Below are 17,696 nucleotides of genomic sequence, written 5' to 3'. Positions count from 1 at the left end.
TCATGTTAAAAAGCATGCGCAAACACGGCATCACGCTGGCACTTTTCGCCGCCGGCTCCACTGGCCTGACGGCGGCTATCAATGAGCTGACCAAATCGACGATTGAAGATCAGGCATCCAGGCAGCAAAAAGCGCTCTTTGACCAGGTTCTGCCGGCAGAGCTGTATAATAACGATCTGCTGAAGAGCTGCTATCTGGCCTCCGCCCCGGCGCTTGGCAAAGGGCAGCATAAGATCTGGATCGCTAAAAATAACGACATTCCGGTGGGCGCGATCATGGAAACCACCGCGCCGGACGGCTACTCCGGGGCGATTCAGCTGCTGGTCGCCGCAGATTTTAAAGGCACCGTCCTCGGCACCCGAGTCACCGAGCATCACGAAACGCCGGGCCTCGGGGATAAAATTGAGCTGCGTCTTTCTGACTGGATCACCCATTTTGCCGGCAAAGTTATTCATGGACAGAGCGACAGCCGCTGGGCAGTTAAGAAAGACGGCGGTGATTTTGACCAGTTTACCGGTGCGACCATTACGCCGCGCGCGGTCGTCAACGCGGTTAAGCGCGCCGGCCTGTACGCACAAACGCTGCCAACGCAGATTCCCGAATTCACCGCCTGTGGAGACTAGACCATGAGCGAAGTAAAAGACGTTATTGTCCAGGGGTTGTGGAAAAACAACTCGGCGCTGGTCCAGCTGCTGGGGATGTGTCCTCTGCTCGCCGTGACCTCAACTGCCACCAACGCGCTGGGGCTAGGGCTGGCAACCACTTTGGTGCTGACCCTGACCAACCTGACCATCTCCAGCCTGCGCCGCTGGACGCCGGCCGAGATCCGTATTCCTATTTACGTGATGATCATCGCCTCGGTGGTGAGCGTCGTGCAGATGCTGATTAACGCCTACGCCTACGGCCTCTACCAGTCGCTGGGGATTTTTATCCCGCTGATTGTGACCAACTGTATTGTCGTCGGTCGCGCCGAGGCCTTCGCGGCGAAAAAGGGCCCGGCCCTTTCGGCGCTGGATGGTTTCTCGATTGGCATGGGGGCCACCAGCGCCATGTTTGTCCTCGGCTCGCTGCGTGAAATCATTGGTAACGGTACGCTGTTTGACGGCGCCGATCGCCTGCTCGGCGGCTGGGCAAAAGCGCTGCGCATCGAAGTCTTCCATACCGACACCCCGTTCCTGCTGGCGATGCTACCCCCAGGGGCGTTTATCGGCCTCGGGATGATGCTGGCGGTCAAATATCTCATCGATGAGCGCAGCAAACAGCGCAAGGCTCGGGCGGCAATCGCCGAAGCCCCGGTCGTCGTGCCCTCTGATGCCGCAGGGAAAGCCTGATGAATAAGAGTAAACGTCTGGAAATTCTGACCCGTCTGCGGGATAACGATCCGCATCCCACCACCGAGCTCAACTTCAGCTCGCCGTTTGAGCTGCTGATCTCGGTGCTGCTCTCGGCGCAGGCGACCGACGTCAGCGTCAATAAGGCGACGGCAAAGCTCTATCCGGTCGCCAATACTCCGGCGGCGATGCTCGACCTTGGCGTCGACGGGGTTAAGTCATATATCAAAACCATCGGCCTGTTTAACAGCAAGGCCGAAAACGTCATTAAGACCTGCCGGATCCTGCTGGAGCAGCATAATGGCGAAGTCCCGGAGGACAGAGCCGCGCTGGAAGCGCTGCCCGGCGTCGGGCGCAAAACCGCCAACGTGGTGCTCAATACCGCCTTCGGCTGGCCGACCATAGCGGTCGATACGCATATTTTCCGCGTGTGCAACCGGACGCAATTTGCCCCGGGTAAGAACGTCGAGCAGGTTGAAGATAAGCTGCTGAAGGTGGTTCCCGCCGAGTTTAAGGTGGACTGCCACCACTGGCTTATTCTCCACGGGCGCTACACCTGCATTGCCCGCAAGCCGCGCTGCGGTTCCTGCCTGATTGAGGACCTCTGCGAGTTTAAAGAGAAGGTCTACGCTGCCTGAACCTGAATAACGCCATTACCCTTCCTGGGGTAATGGTACTGTTTAGCTCCTTCCCACCCTGCCAATTCCGCCATAGTCTCGCCTGTTAACAGGGCAATACTCTGCTTATATAACGCTCAGCCAGGTTAATCATTTTTTTCGACGAAAAAATTTCTATACATTTGTGATCCAGATCATCTACGCAACTTTATGTTAATTTGTTGTTACTCATCTGATAACGAAAGCCAGCAATTGCAATAGCGCAGCCCTGTATGTCAGGACAATACCCCATCATTTTTTAGGATTATGGCCTATATCACTGGATTCAAGGCTAATCAGCAGAATATATCGCCTTTATGCACCACCCTGCGGATGCAGACAGATAAAAATATCACCAATATCAAAATGGTGAAGTTTAACTCTGCATAACATTTGAATGACCGGCGTATTATAATGCATTGGTTATGTGTAACAGATTATTACAAAGGTATTGCCTGAAAGGTCAGGATAGTGAACATTACCTGCCGTTTTCCCTCCAGAATAACTATAAAGGCGGCGGTCATCGAAGATTGCGCCCCGAACACCCCCCGTTAATATGGGATGTAAAAAAAGAGGTATATGTGTCAACTGCAAACAATAAACCAGCAGAAAGCGTGAGTTTGAACGCTTTCAAACAGCCGAAATCGTTCTATCTGATCTTCTCGATCGAATTATGGGAGCGTTTTGGTTATTACGGCCTGCAAGGGATCATGGCCGTTTACCTGGTCAAACAGCTGGGTATGTCAGAAGCGGATTCTATTACACTCTTCTCCTCCTTCAGCGCGCTGGTCTACGGCCTCGTGGCTATCGGCGGCTGGCTGGGCGATAAAGTGCTCGGCACCAAGCGCGTCATTATGCTGGGTACTATCGTCCTGGCGATCGGCTACGCGCTGGTCGCGTACTCCGGACATGACGCCGCTATCGTTTATATGGGTATGGCGACTATCGCCGTCGGTAACGGCCTGTTTAAGGCGAACCCGTCCTCCCTGCTCTCTACCTGCTATGAGAAAGACGACCCGCGTCTGGACGGTGCATTTACCATGTACTATATGTCCATCAACATCGGTTCGTTCTTCTCGATGCTGGCTACTCCGTGGCTGGCAGCGAAGTTCGGCTGGAGTATCGCCTTCTCCCTGAGCTTTGTCGGCATGCTGATTACGCTTGTGAACTTTATGTTCTGCAAGAAATGGGTGAAAAACTACGGTTCTAAACCCGACTTCGCGCCGGTTCATTACGGCAAACTGCTGGCGACTATCGTGGGCGTGGTTATCCTGGTGGTAATTGCCACCTGGCTGCTGCACAACCAGGGCATCGCCCGTATGGTTCTGGGCGTGGTTGCGCTGGGTATCGTGATTATCTTTGCTAAAGAAGCCATGGGCATGCAAGGCGCCGCACGTCGTAAAATGATTGTGGCCTTTATTCTGATGCTCCAGGCGATCGTCTTCTTCGTGCTGTACAGCCAGATGCCGACCTCCCTGAACTTCTTCGCCATCCGTAACGTTGAGCACGCTATTCTGGGTATCAGCTTCCAGCCGGAGCAGTTCCAGGCGCTGAACCCGTTCTGGATCATGGTCGGTAGCCCGATTCTGGCCGCCATCTATAACAAGATGGGCGACCGTCTGCCGATGCCGCACAAGTTCGCTATCGGTATGATCCTGTGCTCTGGCGCATTCCTGGTGCTGCCGCTGGGCACCAAGTTCGCCAGCGATGCCGGTATCGTGTCGGTAAACTGGCTGATCCTGAGCTACGCGCTGCAGAGTATCGGCGAGCTGATGATTTCCGGCCTCGGCCTGGCAATGGTTGCCCAGCTGGTTCCGCAGCGTCTGATGGGCTTCATCATGGGCAGCTGGTTCCTGACCACCGCGGGTGCGGCAATTATTGCCGGTAAGATTGCTAACCTGATGGCCGTTCCGGAAAACGTAACCGACCCGCTGGTCTCTCTGAACGTTTACGGCCACGTCTTCATGCAGATTGGAATCGTGACGGCCGTTATCGCCGCGCTGATGCTGCTGATGGCACCGAAGCTGAATCGTATGACTCTGGACGACGATAGCGTCGCGAAAGAGCGCGAGACCGCAACCGCCTAATCGCGTCGGGAAAACCCTTTAATTTAGCCGCTAACCTTCCGTTAGCGGCTTTTTTTTTGCCCGTGGGCGGACTAACATACAGAAAACTGCAGCCACGAGGAGTTACCGATGAAACTGTTCTACAAACCCGGCGCCTGTTCTCTTGCTTCGCATATCGCCCTGCGCGAAAGCGGGCTGGATTTCACCTTACAGGGTGTTGACGTGATGAAAAAACGCCTTGAAAACGGGGATGATTACCTGCTGATTAACCCGAAAGGCCAGGTTCCGGCGCTGCTGCTTGACGACGAACTGCTGCTAACGGAAGGGGTGGCGATTATGCAGTACATTGCCGACCGCGTCCCGGACCGGCAGCTGCTGGCTCCGGTGGGCACCGTTGCCCGCTACCAGACTCTGGAATGGCTCAACTATGTTGCCACCGAGCTGCACAAAGGCTTCACCCCGCTGTTTCGTCCGGATACGCCGGAGGATTACAAACCGACGGTACGCGCGCAGCTGGAGAAGAAGCTGCAGTATATTGACGAATCGCTGCAGGATAAGCAGTGGCTCAACGGCCATCGCTTCACCATCGCCGATGGCTACCTGTTTACCGTACTGCGCTGGGCGTACGCGGTGAAGCTGAATATGGAAGGCTATCGTCATATCGGGGCGTGGATGAAGCACATCGCCGCGCGCCCGTCGGTGGCGGCTGCGCTGGAAGCGGAAGGTCTGAAGTAAGATTGATGTCCCTGCCCGGACGCGATTCCGGGCAGGCTATCGGCGCCTAGAGCTGCGTGGCGCTGAAGAGATGCTCCGGCTGCGCAATGCGATCCTGCGCCGCCACGACCTGCAGCTCATACTCCTGCATTCCTTTAGTCGCCAGCATAATTTCGTATACCGCAGCGGTAACGTGCTCCAGCGCATCGCGCAGGCTGGCTCCCTGCAGCAGCTTCACCAGCAGCAGGCCGCTGGTCACATCCCCCACGCCTACCGGCTGACGCAGGCCAAAGTCCACCAGCGGACGGCTGATATGCCAGGCTTCGTCACGCGTCACCAGCAGCATTTCAAAACGATCCATGCTAATCCCGGCGCGCGACAGATGCTTCACCAGCACCACTTCCGGCCCCTGAGCAATCAGCTCGCGCGCGGCGGCCACCGCTTCGCTGACGTTCGCCACCGGATGCTCGCAGAGAATTTCCAGCTCCAGTAGATTCGGCGCGATAATGTCGCTGGCAGGCAGCGCATGGCGCACGTGAAACTCGGCCACGCCCGGCGCGACGATACAGCCCTTTTCAGGATGGCCCATCACCGGATCGCAAAAATACTTTGCCGCCGGATTGGCCGCTTTCACCTGACGAACAATCCCGAGAATATGTTCGCCCTGTTCCGCCGAACCCAGATAGCCGCTGAGCACCGCGTCGCAGCGCTGAAGCTGATCAATATCAGCGATGCCCTGTACGATTTCGCTCAGGTGCGCCGGCGGCATAACGCAGCCGGTCCATTTACCGTACTGGGTATGGTTTGAGAACTGCACGGTGTTGAGGGGCCAGACGTTGGCGCCAAGGCGGCGCATCGGAAACTCGGCGGCGCTGTTGCCGGCATGACCAAACACAACGTGGGACTGGATGGCGAGGATATTCTTCATCTTGGATACCTGACAGCAAAAAATAAGGGGCGTGGTTTCCCACGCCCCTGCCTTTACGCAATTACTTCCAGCAGACCAGACAGTAATTTTTCTTACCGCGGCGCAGTAAGGTATAGCGACCAAACAGGCGGTCGCCATCAACGAAGACATACTCCGGGTCGGCCTGTTTTTCACCGTTGATGGTCACCGCGTTGGAGGCGATGGTTTTACGCGCCTGGCCACGGGATGGCTGAAGCTCGGAATCCACCAGCGCCTGCATCAGGTCGGCGCCCTGTTCCATTTCAATCATCGGCACGCCGTCCTGCGCCAGCTGCTCGAAGTCCGCTTCACTCAGCTCGCTCAGGTTGCCGTTAAACAGGCTCTCGGTAATGCGTTTAGCGGCGATCAGGCCCTCTTCACCGTGAACCAGACGCGTAACCAGTTCCGCCAGCACGTACTGCGCGCGCGGAGCCTTACCGCTGTTCTTGTCTTCTTCCTCGAGGGCATTGATCTCGTCAATCTCCATAAAGGTGAAGAACTTCAGGAAGCGATAAACGTCGGCATCCGCAGTGTTGATCCAGAACTGATAGAATTTGTACGGACTGGTTTTCTTCGGATCCAGCCATACCGCGCCACCTTCGGTCTTACCGAACTTGGTGCCGTCCGCTTTGGTGATCAGCGGAACGGTCAGACCAAATACCTGGTTCTGATGCAGGCGACGGGTCAGGTCAATACCGGAGGTAATGTTACCCCACTGATCCGAACCACCGATTTGCAGCGCAACCCCGTGCAGTTCGTTCAGGCACGCGAAGTCATAGCCCTGCAGCAGGTTGTAGGAGAACTCGGTAAAGGAGATGCCCTGATCGTCACGGTTCAGACGCTGCTTAACCGCTTCTTTATTGATCATCTGATTTACGGAGAAATGCTTGCCGATATCACGCAGGAAGGTCAGCACGTTCATGCCGCCAAACCAGTCGTAGTTATTCGCGGCAATAGCCGAGTTGTCACCGCAGTCAAAGTCGAGGAAAGGCGCGACCTGTTTGCGAATTTTATCAACCCACTCCTGCACCGTGTCTTCGGTGTTCAGTTTACGCTCGGCGGCTTTAAAGCTCGGGTCGCCAATCAGACCGGTCGCACCACCCACCAGCGCCACAGGCTTATGGCCTGCCTGCTGGAAGCGTTTCAGGCATAACAATGGAACAAGATGCCCCAAATGCAAGCTGTCGGCGGTAGGATCGAAGCCGCAATAGAGCGCGATCGGGCCTTGCGCCAGTCGCTCTGCTAACGCTTCCTCGTCCGTCACCTGGGCTACCAGCCCCCGCTCTTGCAATTGTTTAATCAAGTTACTGCTTGCCATCAAATTCTCCATGTATAAACGACTGCACCTTTGCCGGTACACGACTTTTCGCCAGACGCGAAAAAATACTGCACAAAATGATTCAGGCTGCATCACAGCGGCAAGCGTGGGGATCCTCTGGCGCTTACGCGGGTAAGCTACCGGAGCGAGCAGGCACGGATGGCTACGATGCAGCGTGAAAAATGAAGCCTATAGAATAAAGCGCCGGGGAACGTAGCACCAGCGCTTAAAACAACATTTTGCGCCCTTTATGGCGCCAGACGGTCGATTTGCCAGCCTTCGTTTTGCCGCTGGTACAGAAAACGATCGTGCAGACGATGCTCGCCGCCCTGCCAGAACTCCATCTGCTCGATGTTGACGCGGAACCCGCCCCAGAAGCTCGGCAGCGGCACTTCGCCCTGCTGGAACTTTTGCTTCAGCTCAAGGAATTTGCTTTCAAGGATGCCGCGGGCAGAAATACGGCTCGACTGCTGGGAGACCCAGGCGCCGATCTGGCTATCGCGCGGGCGGCTGTGGAAGTATTTCACCACTTCCAGCGTCGACAGACGTTCAGCTTTGCCGGTGACCATCACCTGGCGCTCCAGCATATGCCACGGAAACAGCAGGCTGACGCGGGGATTTTTTTCGATCTGGTGCGCTTTGCGGCTGCCGAGGTTGGTATAAAACACCAGCCCCTTTTCGTCATAGTGCTTTAGCAGCACGATGCGCTGGTAGGGCTGGCCGCTGTCATCAACGGTGGCCACCACCATCGCCGTGGGGTCGGCCAGGCGGGCATCGCAGGCCTGTCGGAGCCAACGCTCAAACAGCGTCAGCGGTTCAGCGGGAAGATCGTGGCGACGCAGGCCGCCACGGGTATACTCTCGGCGCAGATGCGCGATTTGCTGCAATTCGTCGTTGTCTGACATGGCCATTGAGAAAAGAGTCTTCGGGTGGCGTTATTGTGCGCCCCCGGGACGGAAATCTCAACGTTTGGCGGTTTGTAGCTGGCAGTTTTCCAGCACCACGCGGTCGTGCTTGTAGACGGTAGCGCCGTCGCCTTTTGACCAGAAGACGTATACACCGTCGGTGTAGCGAGCCCCCGACGCCGAGAGCCCCTGCTGAAGATTCAACTGCTGGTTATCGTAAATGAAGCTCACCTGCTGGCGGACGTTATTGAGATGAACGGTCAGCGGTTTCTGATCGCACTGATACTCCAGCGTATCGGTCTGCATGCGCTCGGCAAACTGATTGTAATAGCTGCAGCCTGCGAGCATAAAAGGGATCACTGCGATAAGGATTTTTTTCATTTGGTTGCCTTCGACTTTCCCGGTCCAGGAGGGTGTTGACCCTCCACTCACTAGATCCAGTTTACCGGTTAATAAAATAGAGCGAATTCAGTTAACTCTGATTCTGCGGCGCATTCGCCGGGAAAATAGCGCCAAGGATGGAGGCTTCACTGGCGCCGGTCACCGACGGCAGGTTGCCGGGCAGCCCGGAGATAGTCCGCCACGCCAGCCACGCAAAGGCCAGCGCTTCCATATCGTCACCGCTGATCCCCGCCGCGTCGGTGGTAGACACCTCCGTACCCGACAGCAGCGCCGCCAGCCGCGCCATCAGCAGCGGATTACGGGCCCCGCCGCCGCACACCAGCAGCCGCTCGCAGCCGCCGCTGAGCAGCACCTGTTCGGCGATCGTCACTGCGGTAAGCTCCGTCAGGGTGGTCTGAACGTCCTGTGCGCTAACGCCGGGATAGCGCGCCAGATGCCGCGCCAGCCAGCCGTAGTTGAAGTATTCGCGACCGGTACTCTTCGGCGCGGGCAGCGCAAACCACGGATCGCTGAGCATCTCCTGCAGCAGCGGCAGCAGCACCTTACCTTCACTGGCCCATTGCGCATCTTTATCGTACGGCTTGCCGCACTGGCGCCAGATCCACGCGTCCATCAGCATGTTGCCCGGACCGGTGTCGTAGCCGCGTACCGGCAGGCCGGGAGCCAGCAGCGAGAGATTAGCGATACCGCCAACGTTGAGCACCATCCTGCGCTCGACCGGATGGGCCAGCAGCGCATGGTGAAAGGCAGGAACCAGCGGCGCGCCCTGGCCTCCAAGCGCCATATCGCGACGGCGAAAATCCCCCACTACCGTGATGCCGGTATGGGCAGCAATCTGGTTGTTGTCGCCGAGCTGCAGGGTATTAGGCGCATCGCCCAACGGCTCGTGCCAGACCGTCTGGCCGTGGCAGCCAATCGCAACAATCTCCGAGGCTTGCAGATTCTCCTGGCGCATTAACGCCCGCACAGCATCGGAAAACAGCCGCCCCAGGCGCGTATCAAGCTGCCCCAGCTGCGATAAGGTGAGCGTCTGTCCCTGACAGATGGCCAGAATCTCTTCTTTTATAGCAACAGGGATGGGATAGGACAGGCTGGCCTGCTGGGCCACAATACTTTCATTAATTACCGCCAGAACAACGTCGATGCCATCCAGGCTGGTGCCGGACATTACGCCAATAAAGCGACCTGATTTCATACGCCTTCCTTCATTCCATGACTCTGGTATATAGCGACACTCCATCATAAAGACGGGGTCATTGCTATGGGACAATAATTTTTTTTAACACTAAAACGGATAAACCTTAAATCATTCCAGCTGTCAGATAATCAGGTTTTAGCCGCTTTCAAACGGTGCCAAAGCCTGAGCAGAGAAGCCCGAAGCCTCGTGGTTATCAACGCGGCGCTTCGCGTAAAGCGCGTACGTTTAGCTACGGTTAAGACGTCTGTGCTTATTATTTTTTGTATTGTCCATGCGGAAGCTATGCCAGCCGACGCTTAAATACCATATAATTGACCACATGGACGTTCAACAGAACACTATTTGGTGAAGGAGATTCATAAATGATTTTACGTGTTTTGGCTGTCTCGATGATTGGTTTTACTCTTGCGGGCTGCGTGAGCAGCAGCGGCCTTTCCGGTGATGTTTACTCCGCATCCGAAGCCAAACAGGTCCAGAGCGTGACTTACGGCACCATCGTTCATACCCGCGCGGTGCAGATCCAAAGCGGCGATGACAGCAACGCCATCGGTGCTATCGGCGGCGCAGTTCTGGGTGGATTCCTCGGTAATACCGTCGGTGGCGGCACGGGCCGTTCGCTGGCAACGGCAGCAGGCGCAGTGGCGGGCGGCGTAGCCGGTCAGGGCGTCCAGGGCGCAATGAATAAAACGCAGGGCGTCGAGCTGGAAATCCGTAAGGACGATGGCAACACCATTCTGGTGGTCCAGAAACAGGGCAGCACCCCGTTCTCCGTTGGCCAGCGCGTGGCGATTGCCGGCAGCGGCAGCCAGGTCACCGTTTCCCCGCGTTAGTATTTTTTCATGCGGCCTTGCGGGGCCGCATTATTTCAGCAGAATATTAACCTGGCAAAGACGGCTAATTAAACAGCCGCCGCCTCTAATATAAACCGCTAATTTAACCGCCCTATCTTTGCGTCTCTGCAATTGCTATCACTTCAGGCCCTATTTTATTACTGCGAGATCGTCAGCCCCACGCGATGAAACCGTACAGCACAGCGTGTTTTTATTGAGCCGCCTTTGACGGTAGTCTGAGCGCCGAGGAGTGCGTGAAGCGGGCGGGTACGGCAATGTATGAAGCGAAAAATGGCGTCGTCGAGTGGAGTGAAGCGAAGTAAAAGATGAAGGGCCTTGAGAGATCAAGGCCCGGACAGGTTAATCTTTTGCCTGGAGGTCCAGAATATTGTGTTCCAGTTTGCGAATCAAACCGAGCAGCATTTCAACCTCTTGCGTCGAGACGCCGGCCAGAATTTCATCGCGCGTTTTGCTGATAACCTCTTCCATATCATTGATCAACGGCTCTGCTTTTTCCGTCAACCGAATACGCTTCGCTCGCCGGTCGTTGGCGCAGGTCTGGCGAGAAATAAGACCTTTCTCCTCCAGCTGATCCAGCGTACGCACCAAAGAGGGCTGCTCAATTCCGATGGCTTTCGCCAGTTGAATCTGAGACTGCTCAGGCGGCAGCTGATGGATGTTATGCAGCGTGACCCAGTGCGTCTGCGTTAACTCCAGAGGTTTCAGGCGATGGTCGATCAGCGCGCGCCAGACGCGCACTAAACGTGCCAGATCAGAACCCAGTGGCGATTCCAATTTCATCTCCTTATAATTAGCTTGCTAAGTTATTATACTGATTTTAGAATAGTGTGCAGCATTTAAATAATCAAAACAAATGAATTACCTGATTCACTAATATGAAAACAATGATTTACAATGCAAATAATAGCATTACCTGACATTCTCCCTGCAACGGCAAAGGATTTTTGCTTGTGAAACTGAGTCTTAACGCTTGCGGATTGTCGCTCCAGGACCTGGTGTTTGGCGCTTCTATCTATTTTCCCCCCTTGTTTAAAGCCGTCCTGCTGGGATTCTTTCTCTGGCTGGTGCTGCATCGTCAGCTGCGCGACTGGATGTACGCCGGCGACATCTGGCACCCGCTGCTGATGGATCTCTCCCTGTTTGCGCTTTCAGTGTGTCTTGCACTGGTTCTGTTGACCGTCTGGTAATGTTAACTCAATGAAAAAACTAAAATACTTCTCAACTTTACTGATTGTTGCGCTGGCGATTATTGCCGCCTGGCTGGTCTGGAACTACTACACCCAATCGCCGTGGACCCGCGACGGCAAGGTGCGCGCCGAGCAGGTCGGCATCACGCCTCAGGTCTCCGGCAGCATTCTGCAGCTCAACGTCCGCGATAACCAACTGGTGAAGGCCGGGGACGTGCTGTTTACGATCGATGACACCCCCTACCGTATTGCCCTACTCGACGCCCAGGCGCAGTTGGCTAAAACCCGCGCCGAGCTGGCGAAAGCTAAGGTCGCGCAGTCGAAGGCCACCAGCGACGCCGCCCGCCGCCGGGATCTGTCACGCAACGTGATTTCCGCCGAAGATCTTGAAAGCGCCGGCACCGCGCTGAGTACCGCGAACGCGGTCCTCGAGGCGGCCAAAGCCGTAACCGGCGTCGCCCAGGCCAGCCTCGAACACGCCCAGTGGCAGCTCAGCCAGACCGTGATTAAGGCGCCGGTTGATGGCTGGGTCACCAATCTCTCCACCCGCGTGGGGGACTACGCCTCCGTTGGCCGCCCTCTGTTCGCGCTGGTAGACAGCCATTCGTTCTATGTTATTGGCTATTTTGAAGAAACCAAGCTGCGCCATATCCGCGCCGGCGATAGCGCCGAGGTTATTCTGTATAGCAGCAAGGAAAAGTTACAAGGTCACGTCTCCAGCATTGGCCGCGCCATTGTTGACCAAAGCGTTGAAAGCGGCACCGGGCTGGTGGCGGATATTAAACCGAATATTCCCTGGGTTCGCCTGGCCCAGCGAGTGCCGGTACGCATCGAGTTGAGCGGCCTGCCGCCGGAGATAACGCTTATCTCCGGTACCACCTGCACCGTCTCCATTGGCCGCCCATAGTGAACGTTCAGGCCCTGACGTGGCGCGCGCTTCCGTGGGTTAAGGCCAGCCGGGCGCAGTGGCGGTACGCCCTGCGCAACGGCATTGCCATGTGCCTGGCGCTGAGCGTTGCCTACTGGCTGAACCTGGACGAACCCTACTGGGCGATGACCTCGGCGGCGGTGGTCAGCTTTCCTACCGTCGGCGGCGTTATCAGCAAAAGCTTTGGCCGCATCGCCGGCAGCCTGCTCGGCGCCTGCGCCGCCCTGCTGCTGGCCGGCCATACGCTGAACGATCCGTGGCTGTTTTTATTCAGCATCTCGGCGTGGATCGCGGTCTGCACCTGGGCCTGCGCGATGTACACCAACAACGTGGCCTACGCTTTCCAGCTTGCCGGCTATACCTGCGCCATTATTGCCTTCCCGGTCATCAACGTGACCGACGCCAACGAGCTGTGGACTATTGCCCAGTCGCGCGTTTGTGAAGTCATTGTCGGGATCCTTTGCGGCGGGGTCATGATGATGATTCTGCCCAGCACCTCCGACGGCACCACGCTGCTGACGGCGCTGAAAAATATGCACGCCCGCCTGCTGGAGCATGCCAGCCTGCTGTGGGTGCCAGAAACCACAGATGCGATTCGCACCGCCCACGAAAGCGTTATTGGTCAGATCCTTACCATGAACCTGCTGCGTATTCAGGCCTTCTGGAGCCACTACCGCTTCCGCCGGCAGAACCCGCTGCTGAACTATTTGCTGCACCAGCAGCTGCGTATGACCAGCGTCATCTCCAGCCTGCGCCGGTTGCTGGTCAACTGGCCCGATGCGCCAAAAAATACTCGCGCGGTGCTGGAGACCCTGCTGAGCGAGCTGGTCAGCCCGCGCGCCGATCTCTACTCCGTCGCCCGCATTATTGCCCCGCTGGCGCCCGGGACCGCCGCCGACTATCGGCATCTGGCGTTCTGGATGCGTCTGCGCTACTTCTGCCGCCTCTATCTGCGGAGCAGCCGCTGGATAGCGCGGGTGGAAAACGCGACGGCGGTGACCGAATTCAACGTCCCTTCGGCACCCGCGCTGGCCCGCCACACCGACCAGGCGGAAGCGCTGTGGAACGGCGTGCGAACCTTCTGCGCGCTGGTGATGGTCGGGGCCTGGGGCATTAGCACCCAGTGGCAGTCCAGCGCCGCCGCGCTCACCCTCGCCGCCATCTGCTGCGTGCTCTACTCCGTCTCGCCCTCACCGTTTAAATCGCTGACGCTACTGATGCGCACTCTGGTGCTACTTTCACTGTTCAGCTTCGTGGTGAAGTTCGGCCTGATGGTGCAGATAACCGATTTATGGCAATTTTTGCTGTTTCTTTTTCCGCTGCTCACCACCATGCAGCTGCTCAAGCTGCAGATGCCGAAGCTGGCGGGCCTGTGGGGACAGCTGATCGTATTTATGGGCTCGTTTATTTCGGTGACCAACCCGCCGGTGTACGACTTTGCCGCATTCCTTAACGATAACCTCGGGAAAATCATCGGCGTAGGCCTTGCCTGGCTTGCCTTCGCGGTGATAAGTCCGGGCTCGGATGCGCGCAAGAGCCGTCGCCACATCAAAGCGTTACGGCGTCACTTTGTCGACCAACTTACCCGCCATCCGCAGCACAGTGAGCACGAGTTTGAGTCTCTGGTTTATCACCATATCAGCCAGCTGAGCAACAGCCAGGATGCTCTGGCGCGCCGCTGGCTGCTGCGCTGGGGAGTTGTGCTGCTTAACTGTTCGCACGTGGTGTGGCAGCTCCGGGAATGGGAAACCCGCTCCGACCCGCTCTCTCAGGTGCGCGATCTGTGCATCAGCCTGCTGCGGGACGTGATGAGCGAGCGCGGCGTTCAGCAGCGGCCGCTGGCGTCAACGCTGCTGGAGCTGCAGCGCATTTGCGACACGCTTAATCATCACCACCAGCCGGCGGCAAAGGAGCTGGCGGCGGTTATCTGGCGCCTCTACTGCGCGCTGTCGCAGCTGGAGCAGGCCCCGGTTGCCGGAACGATAGAAGAGAGAACGGCGTGAGGCGCTGGCGCTGGCGCTGAAAAAAAACCCGGATAGCGGCGCGGGCCGTATCCGGGTTTATCGGGTAGATCACCGGCGCCGCGAGCGCTCTGGCTGCGCTTACGGGACGTCGTATCCCAGCGCGGCTTTGCGGATGCGGAACCACTGCTGACGGGACATATTCAGCTTTTCCGCTACCAGCGCGGAGCGGACGCGCTCAATTTTTCCGGAGCCGATAATCGGCAGCGGCTGCGACGGCAGGCGCAGGATCCACGCGTAAACCACCTGCTCGATGCTTTCGGCATTCAGCTCCTGGGCAACCCGGGCCAGCTCATCGCGCAGCGGCTGGAAGCTTGCATCATTAAACAGACGACCGCCGCCCAGGCAGGACCACGCCATCGGCCTGATCCGCAACTGCTGCAGCTGATCTAAGGTGCCGTCCAGCAGCAGCGGCTGATGCACCGGAGAGATTTCCAGCTGGTTAGTCGACAGCGTAAACGGCAGACGCGATTGCAGCAGGGTAAACTGGGCCGGCGTGAAGTTAGAGACGCCGAAGTGGCGCACCTTGCCGCTGTGGTGCAGCGCGAGGAAGGCTTCGGCGACCTCATCGGCATCCATCAGCGGGTCCGGGCGATGAATCAGCAGCAGATCCAGGTGGTCGGTAGCCAGGTTGCGCAGCGACTGCTCGGCGCTGAGCACAATATGGTCGCGATCGGTAATGTAGTGACCAATGGTGTTTTCCGCGCGCGCCATCGTGGCGATGCCGCATTTGCTGACGATCTCCATCCGGCTACGCAGATGCGGAGCCAGCTTCAGCGCTTCACCAAACGCCGCCTCGCACTGATAGTCGCCGTAAATATCCGCATGATCGACGGTTGTGACGCCTAAATCCAGGTGCTGCTCAATAAAGCCAACCAGCTCTTTCGCGGACATTTTCCAGTCCATTAAACGCCAGTAGCCCATAACAAAACGCGAGAATTCCGGCCCCTGCGGGGCCATAGCAATACGCTGAACCATAACAACGTCCTCAACAAAAAAGTGCTTTGAGTATACCCATTTTTGCCATTAAAACAGTGAGGGTTGCTGCGGTTCTTCCGCTGTTTCTGCCTTAGCCGCGCGTAATTTGCGCAACAGACGCTGACGACACAGCCGCAGAACGTCCTGCTTTTGTACGTCGCTCATCGTTTGCCAGCCGAAGCGCTCCTCGCGGCTGCGCAAACAGCCGCGACAGTAGCCGCGTTCGTCCGACTGACAAATTCCCCGGCACGGGCTCTGTACCGGGAAAAACTCCAGCTGCTCTGCCACCTCACGCCTCCAGTCACCTCGTTCTCTCTTTCATTGAAGACGTTTCATCCGCGGTTGGCAACTTTTGTTGCTCAGCCTCTGCGCCGCGCATCATTTAAAATTAGCGCTTGCATTAGACCAATCGGTCTACTACAGTGAGCGGCATGAACAAACATAGCGAATGCGATACCCGCGAACATCTCCTGGCCACCGGCGAACAGCTGTGCATGCACCGCGGCTTTACCGGAATGGGCCTGAGCGAACTGCTGAAAACGGCGGAAGTGCCGAAAGGCTCTTTCTACCACTATTTTCGCTCGAAGGAAGCTTACGGGGTTGCGCTGCTGGAACATCACTACGCTGGCTATCTGCAGCGGCTGGTGGAGCATTTCGCCCACGGCGAAGGCAACTATCGCGACCGTCTGCTGGCCTACTATCAGCAGACGCTGACCCAGTTTTGCCAGCAGGGCATTATCAGCGGCTGCCTGACGGTGAAGCTGTCGGCGGAAGTTTGCGATCTGTCGGAGTCGATGCGTACCGAGATGGATAAAGGCGCCAGCCAGATTATTTCGCTGCTTGGCGAAGCGCTGGAAAAGGGCCGTCAGGAAGGCAGCCTGGTCTTCAGCGGTGACGCGTTAACGCTGTCGCAGGTGCTCTACTCCCTGTGGCTGGGCGCCAACCTGCAGGCCAAGATTACGCGCAGCGCAACGCCGCTTGAAAGCGCCCTTGCCCACGCCAAAAGTATTATTGCCGCGCCTGGCGTTTAACAGGCGTTTTTATTTAACCCATTTCAAGACGACCGGTCTACTCAGGAATCATTATGTCCGAATCAAAATTATTTACCCCGTTGAAAGTGGGTGCGGTCACCGTACCTAACCGCGTGTTTATGGCTCCGTTAACCCGCCTGCGCAGCATTGAGCCCGGCGACATCCCTACTCCGCTGATGGCCGAGTATTACCGTCAACGCACCAGCTCGGGACTGATTATTTCGGAAGCGACGCAGATCTCCGCCCAGGCTAAAGGCTATGCCGGCGCCCCGGGTCTGCACAGCCCTGAACAGATCGCGGCCTGGCAGAAAATCACCGCTGGCGTTCACGGCGAAGCGGGACATATTGCCGTACAGCTGTGGCACACCGGTCGTATCTCGCATAACAGCCTGCAGCCAGGCGGCGCGGCGCCAGTTGCGCCTTCCGCAATCAGCGCCGGCACCCGTACGTCGCTGCGCGATGAGAACGGCCACGCCGTGCGCGCCGATACCTCGATGCCGCGCGCGCTGGAGCTCGATGAGATCCCGGGGATCGTCAACGACTTCCGCCAGGCGGTAGGCAACGCTCGCGACGCCGGCTTCGATCTCGTTGAGCTGCACTCGGCCCACGGCTACCTGCTGCACCAGTTCCTGTCACCAACCTCTAACCAGCGTAGCGATCAATACGGCGGCAGCGTTGAAAACCGCGCTCGCCTGGTGCTGGAAGTGGTTGATGCGGTCAGTAAAGAGTGGAGCGCCGATCGCATCGGTATCCGCGTATCGCCAATCGGTAGCTTCCAGAACGTCGATAACGGCCCGAACGAAGAAGCCGACGCCCTGTATCTGATTGAAGAGCTGGCTAAACGCGGCATCGCCTACCTGCACATGTCCGAGCCGGACTGGGCCGGCGGCCAGCCGTACAGCGATGAGTTCCGTCAGAAGGTTCGCGACCGCTTCCCGGGCGCCATCATCGGAGCGGGTGCCTACACGGTTGAAAAGGCTAACGATCTGATTAGCAAAGGGCTGATTGACGCCGTGGCTTTCGGCCGCGACTTTATCGCCAACCCGGATCTGGTTGCCCGTCTGAAGCACAAAGCGGCGCTGAACCCGCAGCGTCCGGAGAGCTTCTACGGCGGCGGCGCGGAAGGCTATACCGACTACCCTACGCTGTAACGCCTTCTTTTAT

Annotated in this window: 19 protein-coding genes; 11 read left to right on the top strand and 8 right to left on the bottom strand. The window is 57.4% G+C overall.

From position 1 onward, the window contains the following. The first annotated feature begins 2 nt into the window (after window positions 1-2). The 5 genes from rsxG to gstA all read left to right on the top strand — a co-directional run bounded on the left by rsxG (window position 3) and on the right by gstA (window position 4,788). Complete coding sequence (gene rsxG / locus GVK32_RS14805; RefSeq protein WP_159870964.1) at window positions 3-623, top strand: electron transport complex subunit RsxG; 621 nt, start codon at window positions 3-5, stop codon at window positions 621-623. Window positions 624-626: 3 nt separating this feature from the next. Beyond that, window positions 627-1,331, top strand: coding sequence for an electron transport complex subunit E (locus GVK32_RS14800; protein ID WP_159870961.1), 705 nt, complete (start codon window positions 627-629; stop codon window positions 1,329-1,331). Continuing rightward, window positions 1,331-1,969 (top strand): endonuclease III, encoded by a 639-nt coding sequence (gene nth, locus GVK32_RS14795; RefSeq protein WP_159870958.1) that lies wholly within the window; start codon window positions 1,331-1,333, stop codon window positions 1,967-1,969. The genes GVK32_RS14800 and nth overlap by 1 nt, the downstream gene beginning before the upstream one ends. Before the next feature lie 599 nt (window positions 1,970-2,568). Next, window positions 2,569-4,074 carry a dipeptide/tripeptide permease DtpA gene (gene dtpA, locus GVK32_RS14790; RefSeq protein WP_159870955.1) on the top strand — a complete coding sequence of 502 codons (1,506 nt, stop codon included), beginning with the start codon at window positions 2,569-2,571 and terminating at the stop codon, window positions 4,072-4,074. 108 nt (window positions 4,075-4,182) lie between these two features. Next, window positions 4,183-4,788: a glutathione transferase GstA gene (gene gstA, locus GVK32_RS14785; RefSeq protein WP_128878034.1), complete on the top strand. Its 606-nt coding sequence runs from the start codon at window positions 4,183-4,185 to the stop codon at window positions 4,786-4,788. A 46-nt stretch (window positions 4,789-4,834) separates the two neighbouring features. Here gstA and pdxY read toward each other — a convergent pair whose 3' ends face one another. The 5 genes from pdxY to anmK all read right to left on the bottom strand — a co-directional run bounded on the left by pdxY (window position 4,835) and on the right by anmK (window position 9,533). Then, the gene (pdxY, locus tag GVK32_RS14780; RefSeq protein WP_159870952.1) at window positions 4,835-5,695 is read right to left on the bottom strand and encodes a pyridoxal kinase PdxY; all 861 of its coding nucleotides are present in this window, start codon (window positions 5,693-5,695) and stop codon (window positions 4,835-4,837) included. Between the two features lie 61 nt (window positions 5,696-5,756). Beyond that, window positions 5,757-7,031, bottom strand: a complete 1,275-nt coding sequence (tyrS, locus tag GVK32_RS14775) for a tyrosine--tRNA ligase (protein ID WP_159870949.1) — start codon at window positions 7,029-7,031, stop codon at window positions 5,757-5,759. Between the two features lie 248 nt (window positions 7,032-7,279). Continuing rightward, the gene (gene pdxH / locus GVK32_RS14770) at window positions 7,280-7,936 is read right to left on the bottom strand and encodes a pyridoxamine 5'-phosphate oxidase (RefSeq protein WP_045859593.1); all 657 of its coding nucleotides are present in this window, start codon (window positions 7,934-7,936) and stop codon (window positions 7,280-7,282) included. 57 nt (window positions 7,937-7,993) lie between these two features. After that, on the bottom strand, window positions 7,994-8,317 hold the full coding sequence (gene mliC, locus GVK32_RS14765) for a C-type lysozyme inhibitor (RefSeq protein WP_041145832.1): 324 nt from the start codon (window positions 8,315-8,317) through the stop codon (window positions 7,994-7,996). A gap of 91 nt (window positions 8,318-8,408) precedes the next feature. Further along, window positions 8,409-9,533 carry an anhydro-N-acetylmuramic acid kinase gene (anmK, locus tag GVK32_RS14760; RefSeq protein WP_159870946.1) on the bottom strand — a complete coding sequence of 375 codons (1,125 nt, stop codon included), beginning with the start codon at window positions 9,531-9,533 and terminating at the stop codon, window positions 8,409-8,411. A 365-nt stretch (window positions 9,534-9,898) separates the two neighbouring features. On the opposite strand from anmK, the gene slyB reads away from it, so the two are divergent. Next, complete coding sequence (gene slyB, locus GVK32_RS14755) at window positions 9,899-10,366, top strand: outer membrane lipoprotein SlyB (protein ID WP_159870943.1); 468 nt, start codon at window positions 9,899-9,901, stop codon at window positions 10,364-10,366. Between the two features lie 360 nt (window positions 10,367-10,726). Here the strand turns inward: slyB and slyA are convergent, their stop codons facing one another. After that, window positions 10,727-11,167 (bottom strand): transcriptional regulator SlyA, encoded by a 441-nt coding sequence (gene slyA, locus GVK32_RS14750; RefSeq protein WP_159870940.1) that lies wholly within the window; start codon window positions 11,165-11,167, stop codon window positions 10,727-10,729. Between the two features lie 170 nt (window positions 11,168-11,337). On the opposite strand from slyA, the gene GVK32_RS14745 reads away from it, so the two are divergent. From GVK32_RS14745 to GVK32_RS14735, 3 genes are read left to right on the top strand one after another with little or no spacing between them, the layout of a single operon-like run. Continuing rightward, the gene (locus GVK32_RS14745) at window positions 11,338-11,574 is read left to right on the top strand and encodes a DUF1656 domain-containing protein (protein ID WP_045858559.1); all 237 of its coding nucleotides are present in this window, start codon (window positions 11,338-11,340) and stop codon (window positions 11,572-11,574) included. A gap of 10 nt (window positions 11,575-11,584) precedes the next feature. After that, on the top strand, window positions 11,585-12,481 hold the full coding sequence (locus GVK32_RS14740) for an HlyD family secretion protein (protein WP_159870938.1): 897 nt from the start codon (window positions 11,585-11,587) through the stop codon (window positions 12,479-12,481). After that, window positions 12,481-14,505 carry an FUSC family protein gene (locus GVK32_RS14735; RefSeq protein WP_159870935.1) on the top strand — a complete coding sequence of 675 codons (2,025 nt, stop codon included), beginning with the start codon at window positions 12,481-12,483 and terminating at the stop codon, window positions 14,503-14,505. The genes GVK32_RS14740 and GVK32_RS14735 overlap by 1 nt, the downstream gene beginning before the upstream one ends. A 99-nt stretch (window positions 14,506-14,604) precedes the next feature. Here GVK32_RS14735 and GVK32_RS14730 read toward each other — a convergent pair whose 3' ends face one another. After that, the gene (locus GVK32_RS14730; protein WP_159870932.1) at window positions 14,605-15,501 is read right to left on the bottom strand and encodes an aldo/keto reductase family oxidoreductase; all 897 of its coding nucleotides are present in this window, start codon (window positions 15,499-15,501) and stop codon (window positions 14,605-14,607) included. Window positions 15,502-15,549: 48 nt separating this feature from the next. Continuing rightward, window positions 15,550-15,789, bottom strand: coding sequence for a DUF1289 domain-containing protein (locus GVK32_RS14725; protein WP_041145841.1), 240 nt, complete (start codon window positions 15,787-15,789; stop codon window positions 15,550-15,552). A 143-nt stretch (window positions 15,790-15,932) separates the two neighbouring features. On the opposite strand from GVK32_RS14725, the gene GVK32_RS14720 reads away from it, so the two are divergent. Together GVK32_RS14720 and GVK32_RS14715 are read left to right on the top strand one after the other, a co-directional pair. After that, window positions 15,933-16,532 carry a TetR/AcrR family transcriptional regulator gene (locus GVK32_RS14720; protein ID WP_159870929.1) on the top strand — a complete coding sequence of 200 codons (600 nt, stop codon included), beginning with the start codon at window positions 15,933-15,935 and terminating at the stop codon, window positions 16,530-16,532. Between the two features lie 53 nt (window positions 16,533-16,585). Next, window positions 16,586-17,683, top strand: coding sequence for an alkene reductase (locus GVK32_RS14715; protein ID WP_159870926.1), 1,098 nt, complete (start codon window positions 16,586-16,588; stop codon window positions 17,681-17,683). The last annotated feature ends 13 nt before the right edge of the window (window positions 17,684-17,696 follow it).

The organism is Klebsiella sp. 18074 (assembly GCF_902705905.1).
Lineage (GTDB): Bacteria > Pseudomonadota > Gammaproteobacteria > Enterobacterales > Enterobacteriaceae > Klebsiella > Klebsiella terrigena.
This window is presented reverse-complemented; position numbering and strand designations above follow the sequence as displayed.

Bases quoted from the DNA above. Each gene is read 5' to 3' on its own strand.
- rsxG (WP_159870964.1), top strand. From the start codon at position 3: ATGTTAAAAAGCATGCGCAAACACGGCATCACGCTGGCACTTTTCGCC.
- GVK32_RS14800 (WP_159870961.1), top strand. From the start codon at position 627: ATGAGCGAAGTAAAAGACGTTATTGTCCAGGGGTTGTGGAAAAACAAC.
- nth (WP_159870958.1), top strand. From the start codon at position 1,331: ATGAATAAGAGTAAACGTCTGGAAATTCTGACCCGTCTGCGGGATAAC.
- gstA (WP_128878034.1), top strand. From the start codon at position 4,183: ATGAAACTGTTCTACAAACCCGGCGCCTGTTCTCTTGCTTCGCATATC.
- pdxY (WP_159870952.1), bottom strand. From the start codon at position 5,695: ATGAAGAATATCCTCGCCATCCAGTCCCACGTTGTGTTTGGTCATGCC.
- tyrS (WP_159870949.1), bottom strand. From the start codon at position 7,031: ATGGCAAGCAGTAACTTGATTAAACAATTGCAAGAGCGGGGGCTGGTA.
- pdxH (WP_045859593.1), bottom strand. From the start codon at position 7,936: ATGTCAGACAACGACGAATTGCAGCAAATCGCGCATCTGCGCCGAGAG.
- mliC (WP_041145832.1), bottom strand. From the start codon at position 8,317: ATGAAAAAAATCCTTATCGCAGTGATCCCTTTTATGCTCGCAGGCTGC.
- anmK (WP_159870946.1), bottom strand. From the start codon at position 9,533: ATGAAATCAGGTCGCTTTATTGGCGTAATGTCCGGCACCAGCCTGGAT.
- slyB (WP_159870943.1), top strand. From the start codon at position 9,899: ATGATTTTACGTGTTTTGGCTGTCTCGATGATTGGTTTTACTCTTGCG.
- slyA (WP_159870940.1), bottom strand. From the start codon at position 11,167: ATGAAATTGGAATCGCCACTGGGTTCTGATCTGGCACGTTTAGTGCGC.
- GVK32_RS14740 (WP_159870938.1), top strand. From the start codon at position 11,585: ATGAAAAAACTAAAATACTTCTCAACTTTACTGATTGTTGCGCTGGCG.
- GVK32_RS14730 (WP_159870932.1), bottom strand. From the start codon at position 15,501: ATGGTTCAGCGTATTGCTATGGCCCCGCAGGGGCCGGAATTCTCGCGT.
- GVK32_RS14720 (WP_159870929.1), top strand. From the start codon at position 15,933: ATGAACAAACATAGCGAATGCGATACCCGCGAACATCTCCTGGCCACC.
- GVK32_RS14715 (WP_159870926.1), top strand. From the start codon at position 16,586: ATGTCCGAATCAAAATTATTTACCCCGTTGAAAGTGGGTGCGGTCACC.